This window comes from Halapricum salinum (genome assembly GCF_004799665.1).
Taxonomy (GTDB): domain Archaea; phylum Halobacteriota; class Halobacteria; order Halobacteriales; family Haloarculaceae; genus Halapricum; species Halapricum salinum.
In genome coordinates, this window is sequence record NZ_CP031310.1 from 555,587 (window position 1) to 574,556 (window position 18,970).

Annotated in this window: 22 protein-coding genes; 12 read left to right on the top strand and 10 right to left on the bottom strand. The window is 64.0% G+C overall.

Annotation, left to right across the window (positions count from 1 at the left end; all coding sequences use genetic code 11):
* Positions 1-26 precede the first annotated feature (26 nt).
* Both ubaA and DV733_RS02710 read left to right on the top strand, forming a co-directional pair.
* Positions 27-848, top strand: coding sequence for an SAMP-activating enzyme E1 (gene ubaA / locus DV733_RS02705; protein WP_049993657.1), 822 nt, complete (start codon positions 27-29; stop codon positions 846-848).
* 72 nt (positions 849-920) lie between these two features.
* Positions 921-1,286 (top strand): DUF5658 family protein, encoded by a 366-nt coding sequence (locus DV733_RS02710; RefSeq protein ID WP_049993658.1) that lies wholly within the window; start codon positions 921-923, stop codon positions 1,284-1,286.
* Between the two features lie 9 nt (positions 1,287-1,295).
* On the opposite strand, the gene DV733_RS02715 is transcribed toward DV733_RS02710, so the two are convergent.
* Entirely contained in the window at positions 1,296-2,213 is a 918-nt protein-coding gene (locus tag DV733_RS02715; protein ID WP_049993659.1) for a cobalamin-binding protein, read from the bottom strand.
* A gap of 29 nt (positions 2,214-2,242) precedes the next feature.
* Positions 2,243-2,830, bottom strand: a complete 588-nt coding sequence (locus DV733_RS02720) for a hypothetical protein (RefSeq protein ID WP_049993660.1) — start codon at positions 2,828-2,830, stop codon at positions 2,243-2,245.
* Between the two features lie 105 nt (positions 2,831-2,935).
* Between DV733_RS02720 and DV733_RS02725 the strand changes: the two genes are divergently transcribed.
* Positions 2,936-4,081 carry an MBL fold metallo-hydrolase gene (locus DV733_RS02725; RefSeq protein ID WP_049993661.1) on the top strand — a complete coding sequence of 382 codons (1,146 nt, stop codon included), beginning with the start codon at positions 2,936-2,938 and terminating at the stop codon, positions 4,079-4,081.
* 8 nt (positions 4,082-4,089) lie between these two features.
* Here the strand turns inward: DV733_RS02725 and DV733_RS02730 are convergent, their stop codons facing one another.
* A complete protein-coding gene (locus tag DV733_RS02730; RefSeq protein ID WP_049993662.1) occupies positions 4,090-4,380 on the bottom strand; it encodes a DUF6432 family protein in 291 nt (96 codons plus the stop codon).
* Positions 4,381-4,466: 86 nt separating this feature from the next.
* Between DV733_RS02730 and DV733_RS02735 the strand changes: the two genes are divergently transcribed.
* Both DV733_RS02735 and DV733_RS02740 read left to right on the top strand, forming a co-directional pair.
* Positions 4,467-5,267, top strand: a complete 801-nt coding sequence (locus DV733_RS02735; protein WP_049993663.1) for a DUF7093 family protein — start codon at positions 4,467-4,469, stop codon at positions 5,265-5,267.
* Positions 5,268-5,511: 244 nt separating this feature from the next.
* Positions 5,512-5,904, top strand: coding sequence for a DUF5611 family protein (locus DV733_RS02740; RefSeq protein WP_049993664.1), 393 nt, complete (start codon positions 5,512-5,514; stop codon positions 5,902-5,904).
* Between the two features lie 21 nt (positions 5,905-5,925).
* On the opposite strand, the gene DV733_RS02745 is transcribed toward DV733_RS02740, so the two are convergent.
* Entirely contained in the window at positions 5,926-6,285 is a 360-nt protein-coding gene (locus DV733_RS02745; protein ID WP_049993665.1) for a cell division protein SepF, read from the bottom strand.
* Between the two features lie 114 nt (positions 6,286-6,399).
* On the opposite strand from DV733_RS02745, the gene DV733_RS02750 reads away from it, so the two are divergent.
* Positions 6,400-7,749 (top strand): outer membrane protein assembly factor BamB family protein, encoded by a 1,350-nt coding sequence (locus DV733_RS02750; protein ID WP_049993666.1) that lies wholly within the window; start codon positions 6,400-6,402, stop codon positions 7,747-7,749.
* Positions 7,750-7,780: 31 nt separating this feature from the next.
* On the top strand, positions 7,781-8,509 hold the full coding sequence (locus tag DV733_RS02755) for a DUF1028 domain-containing protein (RefSeq protein WP_049993667.1): 729 nt from the start codon (positions 7,781-7,783) through the stop codon (positions 8,507-8,509).
* Positions 8,510-8,527: 18 nt separating this feature from the next.
* On the opposite strand, the gene DV733_RS02760 is transcribed toward DV733_RS02755, so the two are convergent.
* Together DV733_RS02760 and DV733_RS02765 are read right to left on the bottom strand one after the other, a co-directional pair.
* Positions 8,528-10,534, bottom strand: a complete 2,007-nt coding sequence (locus DV733_RS02760) for an ATP-binding protein (protein ID WP_049993668.1) — start codon at positions 10,532-10,534, stop codon at positions 8,528-8,530.
* 144 nt (positions 10,535-10,678) lie between these two features.
* Positions 10,679-11,158 (bottom strand): RNA-binding protein, encoded by a 480-nt coding sequence (locus DV733_RS02765; RefSeq protein ID WP_049993669.1) that lies wholly within the window; start codon positions 11,156-11,158, stop codon positions 10,679-10,681.
* A gap of 125 nt (positions 11,159-11,283) precedes the next feature.
* Here DV733_RS02765 and DV733_RS02770 point away from each other — a divergent pair, with 125 nt between their 5' ends.
* From DV733_RS02770 to DV733_RS02790, 5 genes are all read left to right on the top strand, one after another.
* The gene (locus DV733_RS02770; RefSeq protein ID WP_049993670.1) at positions 11,284-11,568 is read left to right on the top strand and encodes a DUF7562 family protein; all 285 of its coding nucleotides are present in this window, start codon (positions 11,284-11,286) and stop codon (positions 11,566-11,568) included.
* Between the two features lie 72 nt (positions 11,569-11,640).
* Positions 11,641-12,927, top strand: a complete 1,287-nt coding sequence (locus DV733_RS02775) for an RNB domain-containing ribonuclease (protein ID WP_049993671.1) — start codon at positions 11,641-11,643, stop codon at positions 12,925-12,927.
* A 226-nt stretch (positions 12,928-13,153) separates the two neighbouring features.
* Entirely contained in the window at positions 13,154-13,399 is a 246-nt protein-coding gene (locus DV733_RS02780) for a hypothetical protein (protein WP_049993672.1), read from the top strand.
* Positions 13,400-13,460: 61 nt separating this feature from the next.
* Positions 13,461-15,047 (top strand): bacterio-opsin activator domain-containing protein, encoded by a 1,587-nt coding sequence (locus DV733_RS02785; RefSeq protein ID WP_049993673.1) that lies wholly within the window; start codon positions 13,461-13,463, stop codon positions 15,045-15,047.
* A gap of 401 nt (positions 15,048-15,448) precedes the next feature.
* Entirely contained in the window at positions 15,449-16,399 is a 951-nt protein-coding gene (locus tag DV733_RS02790; protein ID WP_049993674.1) for a phytoene/squalene synthase family protein, read from the top strand.
* 91 nt (positions 16,400-16,490) lie between these two features.
* Here DV733_RS02790 and DV733_RS02795 read toward each other — a convergent pair whose 3' ends face one another.
* From DV733_RS02795 to DV733_RS02810, 4 genes are all read right to left on the bottom strand, one after another.
* Positions 16,491-17,081: a 50S ribosomal protein L15e gene (locus DV733_RS02795; RefSeq protein WP_049994310.1), complete on the bottom strand. Its 591-nt coding sequence runs from the start codon at positions 17,079-17,081 to the stop codon at positions 16,491-16,493.
* A gap of 154 nt (positions 17,082-17,235) precedes the next feature.
* Positions 17,236-18,015, bottom strand: coding sequence for a PHP domain-containing protein (locus DV733_RS02800; RefSeq protein WP_049993675.1), 780 nt, complete (start codon positions 18,013-18,015; stop codon positions 17,236-17,238).
* Positions 18,016-18,073: 58 nt separating this feature from the next.
* A complete protein-coding gene (locus DV733_RS02805; RefSeq protein WP_049993676.1) occupies positions 18,074-18,535 on the bottom strand; it encodes a hypothetical protein in 462 nt (153 codons plus the stop codon).
* A gap of 68 nt (positions 18,536-18,603) precedes the next feature.
* Positions 18,604-18,954, bottom strand: coding sequence for a VOC family protein (locus DV733_RS02810; protein WP_049993677.1), 351 nt, complete (start codon positions 18,952-18,954; stop codon positions 18,604-18,606).
* Between the last annotated feature and the right edge of the window lie 16 nt (positions 18,955-18,970).

Genomic DNA, 18,970 nt, shown 5'->3' on the forward strand with positions numbered 1-18,970 from the left:
TTCGCTCGCGCCGCGAAGAGAGTGGCATGGCACTCGGGCTCGACCAGACCCAGCTCGATCGGTACTCCCGACACATCATCCTCGACGACGTCGGCCCCGATGGACAGGCGGCACTGCTAGACGCCAGCGTCCTCGTCGTCGGTGCCGGCGGCCTGGGGTCGCCAGTGATTCAGTACCTCGCTGCCGCGGGCGTCGGCCGACTGGGTATCGCCGACGACGACGTCGTCGAGCGCTCGAATCTCCAGCGCCAGGTGATCCACGGCGAGCGCGACATCGATCGCCCGAAAGTCGCCAGCGCTGCCGAGTTCGTCGCCGACCTGAATCCAGACGTCGACGTCGAGACCCACGAAATTCGCATCGGTCCGGAGACGGTCATGGACCTCGTCGACGGCTACGACGTCGTCGTCGACGCCACCGACAACTTCCAGGCGCGCTATCTCATCAACGACGCCTGCGCCCTCGCCGATATCCCGGTCTCTCACGGCGCAGTCTATCGCTTCGAGGGACAGGTCTCGACGTTCGAGCGCGGTCCCGATTCGCCCTGTTACCGCTGTCTGTTTCCCGAAGCCCCACCGGAGGGTGCGATCCCGGACTGCGCGACCGCCGGCGTCCTCGGCGTCGTCCCCGGAATGATCGGAACGGTCCAGGCCACCGAGACGATCAAGCTCCTGCTCGACCACGGCGACTCTCTTTCCGGCCGGCTCTGGTGTGTCGACGCCAGCCGGATGGACGTCGAGTCGGTCCCGATCCGAGCAAATCCCAATTGCCCGGTCTGCAGTGAGAATCCCGACATCGAGTCGGTCCACGACGTGACCTACGCCGATCGCTGTGGAATCCCTGCGGAGTAGTCAGTTATCGATTCTGGGAATCGGGCCACGAAGCTTATATGAAATCTTTCGCTTTTTTGTAGCATATCACCGATGTCCGTCCGCCAGTTCTCGGCTCCGAAACCCACACTCAGACTCCCCAGCTATGCAGCACTCGTGGCAGCGCTGGTCGTCGTCTGGGGCGTCGGCGACGCCCTCTCGACGCTGTGGGCTATCGAGGCGACAGGGTCGATCCAGGGCGAAGCGAATCCGTGGATCAAAGCCCTGCTGGCACACGACCCAGCGCTATTGCTCGTCCTGAAGGCGGGCGTCGTTGCCGTGGCGGGCGGCCTCCTGCTCACCTGCCAGGAGTTCGTCGAGAGCGTGCCCGGCTGGCGCGCGTGGTTCCTCAGCATCCTTGGGCTAGGGTCGCTGATCGTGGTGAACAACGTCTACGTCGGCGTGGCTGCGCTGACGTAACTCACCGGATTACTCTCTCGCGGCCGTTTTCGTGAGCGGGACAGTGACGTCTTCGGGCGGCCTCTCGAACTCGTCGGGATAGAGGAGTCCGGCGAGGTGTTCGGCTGTCTCGACGAGCCGTGGCCCGGGCCGATTCACGAAGTGATGGCCGTCGAGCAGATAGACGCAGTCGTTCTGGACGGCCGTCAAATCTTGCCAGCCCGGCCGGTCGGTGAGGTCGGCGAGATTCTCGCGGGTCTGGTCTAGGTCGAACCCACAAGGGGAAACGACGATCACGTCCGGGTCCGCCTCGCGAATCTCGTCCCACTCCCAGGGCCGGGAGTGTTCGCCCGTCTCCATCAGAGGATAGCGGCCGCCCGCCGCCGCGACGAGTTCGGGGACCCAGTGGCCGGCGACCATCACGGGGTCCATCCAGTCGAAGACCGCGACGCTGGGTTGCTCCTCGATCGCCGCGACGCGGTTTCGAAGTGCCTCGATTCGCGATTGTAGGTCGGCTACCACTTCGGCGGCGCGGTCCTCGCGGCCGGTCGCCGCGCCGATCTGCCGGACGTCCTCATACAGGTCGGCCAGCGAGTGGGTGTCGGTCGTGACGATCTCGGCGTCGATCCCCCGGGCGTCGAGCACGTCGGCGACGAGGATCTGGTCGACGGCACAGACGTCACACAGCCCCTGTGTGATCACGACGTCGGGGTCGATATCGTCGAGGAGATCGGCGTCGATCTCGTAGATTCCCTCGCCCTGTTCGACGGCCGCGACCTGTTCGTTGATCGCGGCGCTGTCGGTGTCGGGATCGATCCGAACGTCGTTGACGGCCGGCCTGGATCGGGCTGCCGGCGGGTAGTCACACTCGTGGGAGACGCCGACGGGTTCGACTCCAAGGGCGTAACAGATCTCGGTCGCGGAGGGCAGCAGTGAAACGACGCGCATACCTCGACTATCGCTGCCTCCTACTAAAATTAGCACACCGTCTTCGGATCCAGACCCATGTCGGCCAGCGTCTCGACGTAGTCCTCGTAGGCGACGGCGATCAGATCGAGCGCCGCGTCGGCGGCAGCCTCGCCTTCGCTCTCGGAGACGGCGTCTTCGCCCGCCGCGAGCAGGTCGTCGAGACCGGCCCGGATCTCACGGCAGTCGTCGGCTGCGGTCTCGTCGGCCTCGTTGACGAAGAAGCTCACACCCTGGAGCGCCCAGCCGTCGACCACGAGCGGCACGCCGATCAATCCGGCTCCGACACGCGCTGGCCGCCCCTCGACGTCTCCGAGCGTGCTGACGAGCGGGTGGTCGGTTGCAGGCTCGACGTCGTCGCCAGCGGCTGCGGTCGCGGCCAGCTCGTGAGCCGACTCGGCCGCCGTCGCGAAGGTCTCGTCTTCGCTGGCCCACCCCTCGTAGACGGTCCCGACACCAGCGAGGGCGCCCGCGAGTCGTGAGCGGATCGTCTCTGCCGAGAGGTCGGCGTCGGTCAGTGCGATCAGTCCGCGATCGGAGCCGAGCCGTTCGAGTTCGGTCGCTGCCTGCGCGCGGACGCGGTCCTCGATCGAGTCCATATCCCTACGCGGGACGCCAGCGGCTTGAACGTACTCCCGACCCCATCACGTTCCGCCACCGCCGACGCCTCACCGTTTATTCGGGTTGGCGTGCTACAATCCCATATGACCGACCAGACGCCCGCGATCACTCCGCGGGAACTCTACGACCGTATCGAGGCCGGCGAGCCGGTCCGAATTCTGGACATCCGCGACCGTACCGCGGTCGAACAGTGGCAGATCACCGGCGACTCGGTCACGTTCACGTTCCTGCCGCGATCGAAGGTCCTGCAAGCCAAAGCCATCGGGACGGTCGACGGCCTCGTGGGCGAAATCGATGGCGAAGGACCGATCACCGTCGTCTGCGCGGAGGGGCGCGCCAGCGCGGAAGTCGCCGACTTCCTGACCGAGGCGGGCCACGACGCACAGAACCTCGCCGAGGGCATGGAGGGGTGGGCCGACCTCTACGTCGGGACGGAACTGGAAACCCAGGGCGTGCGGATCGTCCAGTACCGCCGGCCCTCCAGCGGCTGTCTCGCCTATCTCATCGTCAGCGACGGCGAGGCCGCAGTCGTCGACCCGCTCGCGGCGTTCACGGATCGCTACGTCGCCGACGCCACCGGATTCGACGCCGAAATCGAGTGCGTGATCGACACGCACGTCCACGCCGACCACGTCAGCGGCCTCCGGGAACTGGCCGCAGAGACTGGTGCGAACCCACTGATGTCACCCGAGGCCCGCGAGCGTGGTGTCGCGTTCGAGACCGAGACGATCACCGACGGCGAGACACTCACAGTGGGCGATGCGACGGTCGAAGCCATGGCCGCACCCGGACATACGACGGGGATGACGGCACTGGTTGTCGACGGCGTCTTGCTGTCGGGCGACAGTCTCTTCGTCGAGAGCGTCGCCCGGCCGGACCTCGAACGCGAGGACGCGGGCGCGGCCGACCTGGCCCACGAACTCTACGTCACACTGACCGAGCAATTCGGACTCCTCCCCGACGATGTGCTCGTCGCGCCGGGCCACTACAGCGAGGCGGCCGAGCAGGCCACAGACGGGACCTACAGCGCGACCCTGGGCGAATTACGGGGGGAGTTGTGGACGTTCGAGACGACCGAAGCGGCGTTCGTCGAGCGGATCCTCGCGGATCTGCCGCCGCGGCCGGCCAACTACGAGCGACTGATTGCGATCAACCTCGGCCAGCAGACGCAGACCGAGGACGCGCTCGAACTGGAACTCGGGCCGAACAACTGCGCGGCGACGGCCTGAGAAGCGAGCTAAAACGGGAACTTTCGGCGGAGCTGGTCGAAGAGGGAGTCGTCGTCGGGCTGGTCGGGGCCGATGACGTCCTCGTCGGGGATGATGACGGTGCGTTCGTCGGCATCGTCGACGGTGATGAGGTCGTCCGATTTGAGTTCCGCGAGCGCCGATTCGAGGCTATCGATATCCTGATCGACGTGCGAGCGAAGCTCGAAGATCGTCATTCCTTCGTCACCCCTGTCGGCGAGGGCGTCGAGCACCGCCACCTCCGCGTCGTCGCGGTCGCGGTACTCCGGCTTGGCTTGCATACTCGCTCGTTTGGACGCAGATGTCTTGTGCTTGTCCCCCACCCCAAACAGTAGGCTTATGGTCCGAAGGCAGCCACCATACCACAATGGGTATCAAGTGTTCGCTCTTCGGGCACGCGTTCGGCGAGACGGAAGTCGAGCGCGAGCGTGAAGAACAGGGGAGCGAGGTGGTCAGCACGATCCGTGAACTCCAGACGTGTACCCGCTGTGGCGAGCGACGCGTCGTCTCGGAGAACAAGGAAGTGACCACGCTCGAGACACCGGACGACGTCGACGCCGACGACGAATCCGCCGAGCCAGCCGACCACGCCAGCGCGGCGCCGACGATCGCCGAGGCCGAGGCCACCGCGGAGGCAGACGCCGAGGCAGTCGAAACAGCGGAGCCACCAGCTGCGGAGTCGGCAACCGAGAAAGTCGACGATCCGGCGACAGACGACGAACTGGTCGAGGAGGAGCCGCCGGTGACCGACGACGCCGAGATTCTGGACGACGAAGACGAGGAAGACGAGCCGGAGCGCGAACCCGGCCAGTGGCCCCAGGAGGCCGACGAGGGTGGCGAACCGACCGACGAGGATTTCAACCAGTTCGGGTACGACGACACCGAGGAGACGGTCGACGAGGAGAAGACCGACGCGGAGTTCATCGACAGCGAGGACGAAGCGGAAGAGTCGACGCCACAGCCCCAGACCAACGAGTGGCCCTCCGAGGAGGAGATCGACGCCGCGGGCGAGCCTGATTCTGCGGGTCCCGGCGCGGTCACGGTCCCCGAAGGGTCGTTCGTCTGTGAGGGGTGTGGGTTCTCGACGCCGGTCGAGTCATCGTCGCTGCGAGAGGGGGATTTCTGTCCCGAGTGTCACAAGGAGACGTTGGTGCAAGTTCGAGAGTAGCGAGACTCCGAGCAGAGCGAGGAGTCTCGAAAATCGAGCGAAGAACGCAGTGACTCGCGAGTAGCGAGGACGACCGCAGGGAGTCCTCGAAGAAGCGAGCGGGGAGGAACGACCCGCGAGACGCCGAGCAGAGCGAGGAGTCTCGAAAATCGAGCGGTGACGGAGGGCGACGAGCAACACCAATGAGTGGCGTGTGCGGCGCGAACGCGAAAAGGGTATACCGTCGCCCGAACAACGCCATCTTATGCGAGAGTACAAGATGCGGAGGGGCGAGCATCTCTCCGACCGCATCCCGGACATGGAAGCCACAGTGGAGGACTACTTCGGCCCGATCACCGGGACTGAAGAGTACAAAAGCAGCGACCTCTACGTGATCGAGGACCCGGATAACGCCGTCTTCAAGCGCGTCACTGTCGGGACAGTCGAATATAGCGGCAAGAAGGACAAACTCGCGCTCGACATCGAAGAACGACCCGCCGAGGAAGTCATCGCCTCGGGCGACGTCGAGGCCGCCGAAGAGGCCGTCTCGATCAAGAACGACTTCCTGCTCGAAGCGACCGGACGTGACGCCAAAGCCCGTCGTGACTCGATGAAACGGTCCGTCGAAGACGAGCCGGACGAAGTCGACGACGTCTGATCACGATGCGTCTGACGGCGGCTATCGCCCGAGCCGTTCGCGGCTGATCGCGACGCCCGACGGCGTGATAATGAGCTGATCGTCGTCTTTCTGGACGATGTCGCCACCGACCTCGCGAGCGACCTGTTTGAGTTCGTCCGTGATGTGTTCCATCGTCTGATCTTTCGTCGTGTGTCGCGTGATATCCGCGATGACGATATCGCCGTCGTAGACGGCGTCTTTGATCTCGATGACGTCTGCCTGATCGCCGATGCGTGCGATCCGCACGGTAGTGTCGGCTTCCGGTGCGGTCGCGTCGAAGTCCTCGGCCGTGAGTTCGACGTAGTCCTCGGTCCGTCGGGAGGAACCTGATTCCCCCAGGATTTTGCTCATGAGACCCATATGCATGGAAGCGTGGCCTGCCCCAATAGGCTTTACGTCAGACGCACCCGCGCGTGCCGGTCGCAAGCAGACTCCCATACGCTCAAATGGACCGGCCACGTAGCCGCCGACGAGATGGACGGCCCCTCCGAACCCAGTTCGCGTCGACGGATCGACCGCCGGTCGGTCCTCGCGGGCGTCGCGACCGGCGTCGTCGGCGCGACAGGCTGTATCACCCTCCCCGGTGGCCGCGGCCACTACGATCTCTCTCAGAACGGGTTCTATCCCGAGCAGTTGCCCTACGACGAGACCTATCCCCACGACGTCGACATCTCGATGTTCCGCCACGGGTTGCGGCGGTTGGGCTACTATCCCGAGGCAACGGTCCCCGGAGCCGTCAGCAAACAGTGGTCGCTGCCGGTCAACTACATCGGCCACACGGCCGCCAAATCCAGTCCCCGGCCCGCACCGGGCGAGGACACAGTGGTGGTCGCGGCCGACACCGGCGAGGTCCACGGCGTCTCGACGATGGGCCGACACGGCTGGACGACCCAGACCGACGCGACCCACCTGGGCATCCACAGCACACCCACCATCGTCGACGGAACGGCCTACGTCGGCGGCTACGACGGCGACCTCTACGCGCTCGACGTCGCGACCGGCAGCCGCGAGTGGGTGCTCCACAACTCGTCGATGGGCTGGCCGACCGCGATCGGCTCCAGTCCCGCCTACTGGGACGGCTACCTCTACTTCATGGCGGAGTATCTCGACCCGAACAGGGGTGCGCTGTGGATCGCCAACGCCCACACGGGCAAGCCAGTCTGGAGCGACGACCTCGATATCGGAGGCATGCCGCACCCTTCGCCAGCGATCTCACCCGTGGACGAACGCCTCGTCGCAGGCTCGAACGACGGCGTCGTCTACGCCTGGGAGTTCCCCTCGATGGACTTCCAGTGGCGCTTCGAGACCGGCGGCGAGGTCAAGGGTACCCCACCGGTCTACGAGGGGAGTACCTTCGTCGGTTCGTGGGACAACCACGTCTACAGCCTCGCGCTCGAAGACGGCCGCGAGGAGTGGACCTTCGAGACGGGCGGCATCGTCATGTCCAACCCGGGGATCGACCCCGACAGTGGGACGGTGTACGTCGGCAGCGGGGACGGCTACGTCTATGCACTGGACACCGACACCGGCGAGGAAGTCTGGTCACGCTACGTCGGCGGCACAGTCCTGGGATCGCTCACCGTCACGAGCGACTGCGTGCTGGTGGGTTCGTACGACACCCACCTCTACGCCCTGGAGAAAGCGACCGGCGAGACGCGCTGGCGCGTCCAGAATCGTGGGCACGTCACCAGCGAGCCCGTCCCCCACGACGGGAAGATCTACTACGCCGAACGCGCCGATATCTCCGGATACTGGAACGACGACACCGAGACGGTCCTCGAACAGCCCGGTCACGCCTACTGTCTGGTCCCCGAGCAGCGGTAGAGTAAGGTGACCGACGGGCGAAGGCTCGCGCATGACGTTCAGCATCTGCGTCCGCGAACGTTATCTGGACGAGGAGGGTGACGAACAGATCCGCTTCGGTGTCGCCGTGACGACCCGACTCCCCGGGGTCGGGACGCTCTGTCCGTTCGCCAGCGAGAACGGCGCCGTCGCCACCCAGAGTCTGGTCAACGTGGAGTTGGGGCGCAAAGGAGTCGAGTACCTCGACGACGGGCTCGCCGTCGCGGACGCACTCGACGCACTGCTGAACGCCGACGACGGCAGCGCTCAACGCCAGCTCCACGGCGTCGATCGGAATGGAGAATTCGCCTTCTCGGGCGAGGAATGCAAACCCTGGTTCGGCGACATCATGGGTGAGAACTACACCGTCGCCGGGAACCTCCTCACCGGCGAGTCGGTGATCGAAGCGACCGCCGCGGCCTACGAGGAGGCTTCCCCGCCAGCCGACCCAGCCGAGGACGTCGAGCGCCCGCTCGCTGATCGACTGATCGAGGCGCTGGCTGCGGGTAACGCCGAGGGAGGGGACAAACGCGAGGAGTTGCCCGTCCAGAGCGCGGCGCTGTTGGTCTGCTCGACAGAAGACCGGGCGATCGATCCCTACTACGACGACCTGCGAGTGGACGCGACCGAGACGCCGATCGAAGACTTGCGGGAGACCTACCAGCAGGCAAAGCGCGGCTTCGAGATGGCGCTGGAACGCTACGAAGACGCCTACGACGAGGACGAACTGGACACAGAGTGAGCGAGTGCTGGAGGTTCGTTACTCGACTTCGAGACGCTCGACGACGATGTCTTCGAACGTCGCCGTGCTCGTCTCACCCGGGACGGTCGAACAGGCCGCCAGCCCGACGTAGACGGTGTCTTCGAGATCGATCCGACGCTGATCGATCGGTTGCCACTCGCCATCGGGGCCGCTGAGGAAGCGTGTCACCAGGTCGCCCTCGCGGTCGAGTCGGACAGTGCGTTGGGTGTCGTCGCTGACCGTGAGCTGATGTCCTGTCGTCATGTCCGTGGCCGTCGGCTGGTGGAGGAGTTCGATCACGTGGTCGGCGTTGCGCCCGATATAGGCGTGGCCGCTCTCGGCATCGAGTTCGTCACGGACCATGAGTCCGGCTTTGCTGAACGGTTCGGAGGCGTCGATCGTCGGAATTTGGGCCTGGATACGAACCGGCCCTTCGACGGCGGCACAGTGAAACGTGAAATCGTTGTGGTCCTGCCAGATGTCGCGCCCCTCGGCAGTGACGGTGACGCGACTGGCGTCAGTACTGACAGACCCCAGGACGGTCACCGTGCCGACGTCGACGGTCTGGTCGAGCGTGAGCGACGCGGCTGCCGGAAGTGTGCGGTCAGGCTCGGGCACGAGCAGACAGTTCGTGATCTCGAACTGCGCGCCGTCGCCGTCGCTGTCAGTGATCGATATCCCCCAGTCGTTGGCGTCGACGATATCCTGCACGATCGTCAGTCCGTCCCCCGTTCGTCCGTCTTCGGAACTGTATCCCTCTGTGAACACCTGTTGGCGCTCCGAGTCCGGGATTCCCGGGCCGTCGTCAGCGACGTAGAAGCCGCCGTCGAGAAGGCCGACCGTCACCGTGAGCGGTGTCTGCTCGTCGGCTCGTCCGTGGACGAGCGCGTTCTTGAACAGATTTTCCAGAAGTGGTCGGAGCGACGCAGCACGTGCGTCGACGAGCGTTCCCTCGGGAACCGCGAGTTCGAGCTCGACAGCGGTCTCCTCACGGGCCAGCGGCTCCCACGTCCTGGCCACGACCGCCGAGAGGTCTGCCTGCGGGACGGTCGCGTCGATCTCGCTCCGGTTCTGCGCCATGAGCGAGAGGTCGTCGATCAACTCACTCATGCGACCGAGGGCGTCCTCGACGCGCTCGAGAGCCGCCTCGTCGCCCTCGGATTTCGCGAGATCGAGATAGCCATCCGCGACGATCAGCGGATTCTTCAGGTCGTGAGACAGATACCGCGACAGTTGTTCGAGCCGTTCGCGCTCGCGCTCGAGTCGCTCCTCCTGGGCACGCACGTCGCTGATCTCCGTTCGCGAACCGACGACACCGAGCGGCGGCCCAGTCGCGCCGGTCCAGGGGACGAGCGTCGACTCGTACCGGCGATCAGTGCTATCGGGCTCGACGATAGTTCGACACTCCGGTTCACCGGAATCCAGCACCTGCCGATCCAGTTCCAACCAGTGCTCACCGAACCCGTCGTGGTCGCGGAGATCGGTATCTGTCTGCCCCACGACATCGGACAGATCGGCTCGTTCCTCGCCAGGTGCGTACTGCAGATACGTCCCCGTACGATCTTTCAGAAACATCGTCTGATCGGTCCCCTGGAAGAACGATTCGAGAGCCGCGCGTTTCAGCGCGTCAGCCTGGCAGTCGAGATAGCGCTCGACAGCCGTCTCGACGACTGACTCCAGGGCTTGCTCGGCTAGCGCGAGGAAGACAGGCCCGCAATCCGCGTCGACGTGTGTCGCCTCGACCGCCGCTCGGTCGGGTTCGTCGACGACGAGGACGACCGACGGCGGGTCCGACACGGCGATCAGCCGGTCGATCAGTCCGTCCCAGTCTTCGGTCTCGGCCCGGTCGATCACGACACACGCGACACCCAGCTCGTTGGCTCGCTCGACGACCGCCGCCGAGTCCACCCCCTGAACGACAGACTCACCGAGGGCCGTGCCGAGGTACTGCACCCGGTCCACCTCGCCTGGCCCGACGACGAGCACGATCGGGCGTGAATCGAGAAGTCGCCGAACAAGTGTCACACAACGTGATTCTCGTCGTGAAATATAAATCTACTGCCACACCCAGGGGTAGTATTCAAGTATCGATTTCGCTCGAAGGTAAATTTACCTTCAAAAGTCAGAGACGAAATATTCGAGGTATTCTGCCTGCAGGGTACCAGCCAATCAGACCGCGAACTCGTACAGTTCGTCCCCCACGTGGTGGATCGAATCGACGACTTTCCCTTCGTCGCCGAGCATCGCCGAGCCCTCGACGCGGGCGCGGCCGATCGCCAGCACTTTGCCGTGGTTCTCCTCGGCGATGGTGACCAGGTCGCCGGCTTCGATGGAGTCGTCGGCCTCGACGATCCCGGGTCGCATCACGTCCGCACCGTCGGAGACGAACGAGATTGCACCCGCGTCGACGGTGACGACGTTACGCTCGGGCGGATACTCGTTCGCGCCCTTGACCGTGAGGAATGGTTCGTCCTCTACGTACAGCACAGCGGGCTCGCCGTCGACGAGGACGACCTCCCAGTTGCTGTCCTCGAACTCGACTTTCTCGAAAGTGTCGGCGTCGATTTCGACGCCCAGCGTTTCGGCGACGCTGTCGGTGATCTCGTCGATCGCGTCCGCACGGAGGTGATGACGGGACTTGACGTTCATACCTGCACGCTCGCTCGCGGCGTGGATAAATCGACCGTTTGGCCTGCTTGGCCTGGCCGGCCATACTTAAACAGGCTAGTCGGGTGCCGGAAACACCTATGTAGATCCGCTCGATAGGAACGTCCATGTTCGGCTCCCGTCGTGGCGAGGATTCGTCGGCGACCTGTCCGGCCTGTGGCGAGGCGGTCGACCGGACGGACGCCCGCGAGTACGACAAGTACGGAAACCGGTGGGAACGGGCCGAAAAGGAGTTCGAATACCTCTGTAAACCCTGCCATCGAGACCTCTGTCACCAGCCACGCCAGGGGCTGGAAGCGGCGCTGGTCGAGTGTGAGGCCGGCGATGCCGACCGCGAAACGTTCCTGACGCAGTTTCTGGAGACGGCGACGGCCGACGAGGCCGAGCGATGACTCTATCGAACTTCCGGGTGAGCCGGTAGGCCTGTCGAAACGCCTACCTACGGGGTGGGCGTACGCCTCTGCATGACCGACGACGCGAGCGCGCAAGCCGAGGCCGGGACCGCCGAAGGCCAGGGACCCGTCGAGATCGACGAGGAGCTGGAGCGACATCTCGAAAACAAACGCGAAGAGCTGTTCGAGAAGTTCGACATCCGCGACGCCTTCCCGCCCGAAGTACTGGAGGAAGCAGAAGAGCGGACGACTGACGTCCAAGCGGAGATCCAGAGCGAGGTCGACGAACGCACCGACCTCCGGGAGAAGACTGCCTTTACCGTCGACCCGATCGACGCCCAGGACTTCGACGACGCCATCTCGATCGACGTTCGCGACGACGAGATCGTCCTCTGGGTCCACATCGCCGACGTCACCCACTACGTCAATCCCGAAACCGCGATGTGGAAGGAAGCCGTCGAGCGCGGGAACACCGTCTATCTGCCCGCCTACACGATCCACATGCTGCCGCCGATCCTCGCCGAGACGGTCTGCTCGCTCGTGCCCAACGAGGATCGACTCGCCCACACCGTCGAGATGCACCTCGACCCCGACAACCTGGGCTACGAGAACATCGAGATCTACAAATCCGTCATCCAGAGCGACGAACGCCTGACCTACACCCAGGCCGAGAACCGTCTGGACGATCCGGACGCCCCGCTGCACGACGAGCTCTCGGCAGTGTGGGAGCTGGCCGACTCGATGCACGAACAGCGCAAAGAGGACGGCTCGCTCGTGCTGAATCCCAAGCGCGACCGCGCCCACACGATCATCGAGGAGTGCATGCTCAAGGCCAACAAGGCCGTCACGCACGAACTCATGTGGGACCGCGGCGTCGAAGCGATGTATCGTGTCCATCCCCAGCCCGCGCCCGAGGAGTGGGACGAAGCCCTCACCGAGATCCAGGACCTCGACGGTGTCTCGATCCCCGGGAGCGCCTGGGACGACCCCCGGAAGGCCGTCAACGCCACCTTAGAGCAGGCCCCGGGTCGACAACTGGACAAGATCCAGTGGGCCGTGATGAAGGTCATGCCGCGGGCGAAGTACATGAACGACCCCTTCGGCGGCCACCACGCGCTGAACTTCGAGATCTACGGCCACTTCACCTCACCCATCCGTCGCCTGTCGGACCTCATCAACCACTGGATCGTCTACTCCAACGACGTTCCCGAGGACCTGGTCGCGCTGTGTGATCGGGCGTCCGAGCGCCAGCAGAAAGCCGAGAAGTGCGAACGTGAGTACAAGCAGTTCCTCGAAGAGGTCGGCCTCAATCCGTCGGCGGTCAACAACCGCGGGATCGAGGTCGTCGACGAAGAATAACGCGACCCACGAGACTCCCTGAGACGCTATTCTCGCCCCGTTTCGCGACGTTCGTATCGTCAGATCCACCCACAGTACCCTTGAAAATATTCTCGTATTATTTTCCTATACTATGGTTAGTTATTCTGTGTGTTTTGAGAATTCGTCAGATATGTTCGTTCGACTATCCCGTCGAAATATTTAATATCGAATTTCACAAACAGTATCGTGAGGAGGTGCATCGACCATGGCTACTAGTGACAACGCTGTCGACGCTGTGGAGAATCGCTGGAGTGACTGCTCGCTATTTGCTGCGATGACCAGATACGACCTGATACTCGCAGTGATCCCGTCGGTATTCGTCGTCTCGATGCTGGTCGGTCACCTGTTGGACCTGTCGGCCCAGGCGTCGATCGGCGTCGCGTCACTGCTGGGCGCGTTCGCCGTGGCTGATGCCCTGTTCGTCAATCCGCCCTGTACGGGCGAGCGGTAGCGGCCACCGGTGCGTTTAGGGGAACTCGGCGAGTAGTGGGGTGTATCGGGTTGAGGAGGGAATGGAACAGCACGAACCGCTCGCACGGCTGACACTGGATACGCTCCCGATGAATATCGCCGTCCTCGACGGTGACGGGACGATTCTCTTTACCAACCGGTCCTGGGACGAGTTCGGCGAAGAGAGCGCCGATGCGACGGGATCGAACTACTTCGCTGGAATCGACATGGCCGGCGACGAGACGGCGTCGAAAGCAGTCGATGGGATTCGCTCCGTGATGGACGGCGAGCAATCGCTGTTCAGTCTCGAATACCCCTGTGACACGGCCGACGGCTCGAAGTGGTTCTTGATGCGAGTCGTCCCGCTCAGTGAAGATGGCGAGGAAGTGGTCGTCGCGCACACCGATATCACCGAGCGGAAACTGGCGGAGTTACGCGCTCAAGAGCGTGCCAGAGAGCTGCAGGCCGAGCGCCAGCGGCTGGAACATCTCATCAGTCGCGTCAACGGGCTCGTCAGAGACGTCATGGCCGCGCTGATGGGTGCTGAAACGAGCGACGACGTTCGGACAGCGGTCTGTGAACAGTTCGTGGCCGCCGAGCCATACGTCCAGGCGTGGATAGCCGACGTCGACCTGCGGACCGGTGGGCTGGTCGGCGTCGCAGGCGCTCCCGACGCACCGACCGACGTCGAGATCGGCCAGCAGACGCCGGACGATCCAGTCGCCAGAGCCACCGAAACGACGGAGTTGCAGGTCGTGTCTGCGATGGAAGAGGTGCCCGAATCGAGTGTCCATCAAAAACTCTGCCCCGACGCGAAGGCGATGGCGGCACTTCCGCTGGTCGCCGACGACTCGCTGTACGGTATTCTGGTCGTCTACGCCGACGAATCCGACGCCTTCGACGAGCGCGAGCGGGTGATCCTCGAAGCGCTCGGGCGGACAGTCGCCACCGCGATCAACGCCATCGAGCGCAAGCGCCTGTTGACTGCAGATACTGTCGTCGAGGTCGAACTGGAGATCGCCGATCGAGGGGCGTTCGTCTTCGATCTCAGCAGAGATCTGGACTGTGAACTCACCTACGGCGGGGCCGTCCCGCAGGACGAGGACACCTACCTGCTGTTTTTCACAGCGAGCGGGTGTGCTACCCAGGCGTTGCTGGAGCAGGCGAGCGAGTATCCGGAGATCAGTGCGGCCGCACACGTCTCGGATTTCGAGTCGGGATCGTTCTTCGAGTTCGAGGTGGCCGATCCACCGATCGTCTCGACGCTGGCGTCTCACGGCGGTCGGACCAGATCGATCACCGTCTCGAAGGGGGTCGCTCGCGTCGAGGCCGAGCTCGCCGGCGACGCCAACGTACGGGCACTGGTCGACGCCCTCTCGGAGACGTTCGAGTCGGTCGAACTGGTCGCCTACCGCGAGCGCGAGCGGCCCACCCAGACCCGCGAGGAGTTCGTCAGCCAGTTGATGGCCGAGTTGACCGATCGCCAACGGACCGCCCTCCAGAAAGCATTCGTCGGCGGGTTTTTCGAGTGGCCACGAGCGACTTCGGGCGAGGAACTGGCGGCGTCGATGGACATCTCCCCGTCGACCTACCATCAGCACCTCCGTGCCGCCCAGCGTAAGCTTGTTACCCAGATTTTCGATGGCTGAGCTGTCGACGGCCGGCTCGCGAACACTCTTGTGTGTGAGTAGTCCGGCCGGGAGACGTGAGATGTCGACGGCCGGCTCGCGAGCAGTCTCGTCTGCGAGCAGTCCAGCCGGGAGAAGCAGTGTCGACGGCCGGCTCGCGAACACTCTTGTGTGTGAGTAGTCCGGCCGGGAGACGTGAGCTGTCGACGGCCGGCTCGCGAGCGCGTTTGTGCGCAGCCAGTCCAACCGGAAAACGACAGTCCGATCCAAACTGATGGGGTATCGGACTTATTCTATCAGAGGCCGAAAGGACAGGTATCAGAAATCGCTTCGGGAATCGGGGATGACATAATTGGCGTGATTGATCAGCCCAACAATTAACTACGTACGCGACACAGGATAATAGGTATCAACCGACTTCGATGTTAGACGAAACCATCACCACGAGCAAAGAGATCCACAAGCGGACAGGAAAGACCTTCTACTACGCGACGCGGCTGTTGCCGGAACGGATCCGCCGGGCGACGTACGTCCTCTACGGCTTCTTCCGGGTCGCCGACGAGGTGGTCGACCAGGCCGACGCGCTGCCGGCCGAGGAGCAGCACGAGCGACTGGAGGACTTTCGGGCGAAAGCGCTGGGCGACCGCGAGGCCGACGACGACGTCCTCACGGCGTTTCAGTCCCTGCGTGCACAGTCGGACATCGCCGACGACGACGTGAACACGTTCATCGACGCGATGCAACAGGACATCGAGAAAGACCGCTACCGGACCTACGAGGAACTGGAGGGGTACATGCGCGGGTCGGCCGTCGCAGTCGGGAACATGATGCTCGACGTCATGGACCCCGAGCAGAAAGACCACGCCAGGCCCCACGCCGCCGCGCTCGCGGAAGCGTTCCAGCTGTCGAACTTCCTGCGGGACGTCGGCGAGGACATCACCGAGTACGACCGGATCTACCTCCCACAGGAGACGCTCGAACAGTTCGGCGCGAGCGAAGACGACATCGTCGAGAAGCGAGCGACCGAGGGGTTCAAGGCTGCCATGCGCGCCGAGATGGCCCGGACCGAACGACTCTACCGCGACGGCGTCGCTGGGATCAGATATCTCCCCGACGACTGCCAGTTCGCGGTCCTGTGTTCGGCCGTCCTCTACGCCGAACATCACCGCCAGATCAGAGCCATCGACTACGATACGCTGAGCCGAGACGCAAATCTCGGGCGGACGCGCAAACTCTACCTCATCGCCCGGACCTGGTGGCACTGGCGCCAGCACCGCGATCCCGAAGCGACGTTCTACGCCGTCAGTGCCGTCCCCGAGGACGCCCCCGCAACCGAGCACCATCACGAGACCGTCACCGACAACGTTGCCTAGCTCGTGGACCTGCCATCCGCTTCTCCTTCTGGACAGCAGACGGACGGCTGGCTCCAAAGTGATCGGGTCGACGAAAAGATGTCGAGAGCGGTTACTTGCCGCGGCCGCGACCGCCGTTGTTGCTCGGGCGCGTGTGCTCGGTGCCCTTGCCCTTCTGCTGGAGACCGCGGTTGGACTGGCCGGCGCTGGTCAGCCCGCGAAGCGCGCGGTTCTCCTGAGCGTCGTCACAGATCCAGTTGAGGTCGTCGTCGTTCTCGATCGCCGGGTGGTTCGGGTCGAGCAGCACGACTTCGAACCACTTCTGGCTGCCGTCTTCGCCGACCCAGTAGGAGTTGAGCACGCGGAGGTTGCGGTACTTGCGGGTCGCACGTTCCTCGGCGACGCGCTGGAGATTCTTGCGTCGGGTGATCCGGTTGACGCCCTGTCGTTTCGAGCGGCGGCCGGCCTTGTGCCGGACCTTGCGGGCGCTGCCCTTGCGGACGCTGACCCGCGCGACGACGACGCCCTGCTTGGCCTTGTAGCCGAGCGAGCGCGCCTTGTCCAGTCGCGTGGGGCGCTCGACGCGTTCGATCGCGCCCTGCTCGCGCCACTCCTGCAGTCGCTGCCACTGTAGTTCCGCCACTTTACCGTCGCCCGGGTCCTTCCAGGCCTCCCGGATGTGTGAGTAGAAGCTCTTTGCCATGATTTCACCGCGGGCGTCGAGTGGTTCAGTCGGTCGCCCGACCACATTCCAGCCTGAGCGGAGCGATCACGCTCCGTGCAGGTGCCCGCTGGAGCCCGCCACCAGCGAGTTATCGAGTCTTCTGCGTTGGCGAGTTTAAGGGCTTCGAACTGAGTTACAGGTCGTTCGCGAGCGTCGACTCCGCGACGTCGACGACATCACCGTCGGCAGTCCCGATGGCCTCGTTGTTCGCGACGAGGCTCTCGGGGACGTGGGCGTCCGACCCGCGGACGAACTGGACATCGTAGCTCGAAAGCACCTCGCGGAACTCGGATCCGGGATGGAACTGACCGTAGTCCTCGTGATAGCGGCCGGCGTTCAGTTCCGTCACCGTCCGGGAGCCCTCGAGCGCCTCGCCGATCCGATGGTAGTGTTCGTCGGTGAACAGCCCTCGAAGAGCCTCGTTTCGCTGCGGGAGGTCCAGGTGGGCCGCGATCTCAAACAGCTCGGAGTCGATCAGCGAGACCAGACGGTCGACGTAGGTGTCGATCACGGCCTCGCGTTCGCCGCGAGATTTCTCGCCGAAGTAGCGTTCGTCGTGGAGATTCCGGTTCTCGACGGTGTGGACGCTGCCGATCGCGTAATCGAAGCCCGCTTCGTCGAGAAAGTCGGCGATGGCGTCCTCGTCGGTGGGACGATAATCCATCTCGACAGCGTCGTAGATCGTGATGTCGTGGCGCTCTCTGAGGGATTCGATCCCGGCTCGGCGACGCTCGTAGGTGAGATCCAGATTGAAGCCGTAGGCCTCCCTGACCTCGGGAAACGGAGAGGTCTGGGTGACGTTGCAGTGGTCGGCGAAGCCGATGGCCGCCAGTCCGGCGGCCTCGGCGCCGCTGACCATCTCGGGCATGAGTCGGCCGTCCGAGTAGTTCGAGTGGACGTGATAGTCGTGCATAGCTACTGGTGCTCGGTCGCGGCAAAAACTCGTTTCGGTCGTTCGGACCGCCCGGTTCCTATATGGATTCGGCGAGGACGCCGCCCAGGCCGCCGAAGACAATCGGGAAGACGACTCCGGCAAAGACCATGTCGACGATTTCGAACCAGCGTGAGTCGATGATCAGAACGGTGGTCAGCCCCGCCATGAGGGCGTACCCCACCGCGACCGTCGTACCGTGTTTGAACCCCGTCGCCGGGTCGCCAGCAGTGCCGGGCGCGACGGACATTCCGCCGATTACGAGCAACCCGGCCGGGATGACCACCAGCCAGCTAATACCGGTCGCGAGCGCGCCAGAGTGTAAGTAGATGAATGCGGCCAGTGTCCCCTCGAACGGTGCGATTCGGAAGAGCAATCCGATGCCGACATCGATAGCCAAGAGCCCGACCACGAACGTCACCACGAGACCGGTGACCCAGGCGAGAGCACCCGTTGCGATGCTATTTGATATCGACACGCCGTCAGTTCGACTGTGAGCCATCTGTATTCTCGGCCAACACGAACCTGTTATTAATATGTTCCGTCGTAACGCTCTCCATCACGTGGGACTCAGATCGACGGTGTCTCGTGCAAGAACGTCTGGACCTCGAACGATCGGCCGTCGGGATCGGTCCCGAAGAAGTTGTAGATCCGGTACTCCTCGTTCTCGGTCGGTGGCCCCTCGGCGACGTCGTCGAGTCGGTCGTGCCACGCGTCGACCGTTTCGCGGTCGTCGAGGACGACTGTGAGGAGCCCCTCAGTTTCTGACGCCTCGCGCTCGCAAAAGCCCACGAGGAGATTGTCGTACTCGAGGATCGTACAGCCGGGTTGTTCGAGCCAGACCGAGAAGTCCAGTCGCTCGGTGTAGAACTCGACGATCCGCGCTCTGTCTGTGGTCCCGAAGAAGACGATACCGGACATACGACCGAAGAAGCGC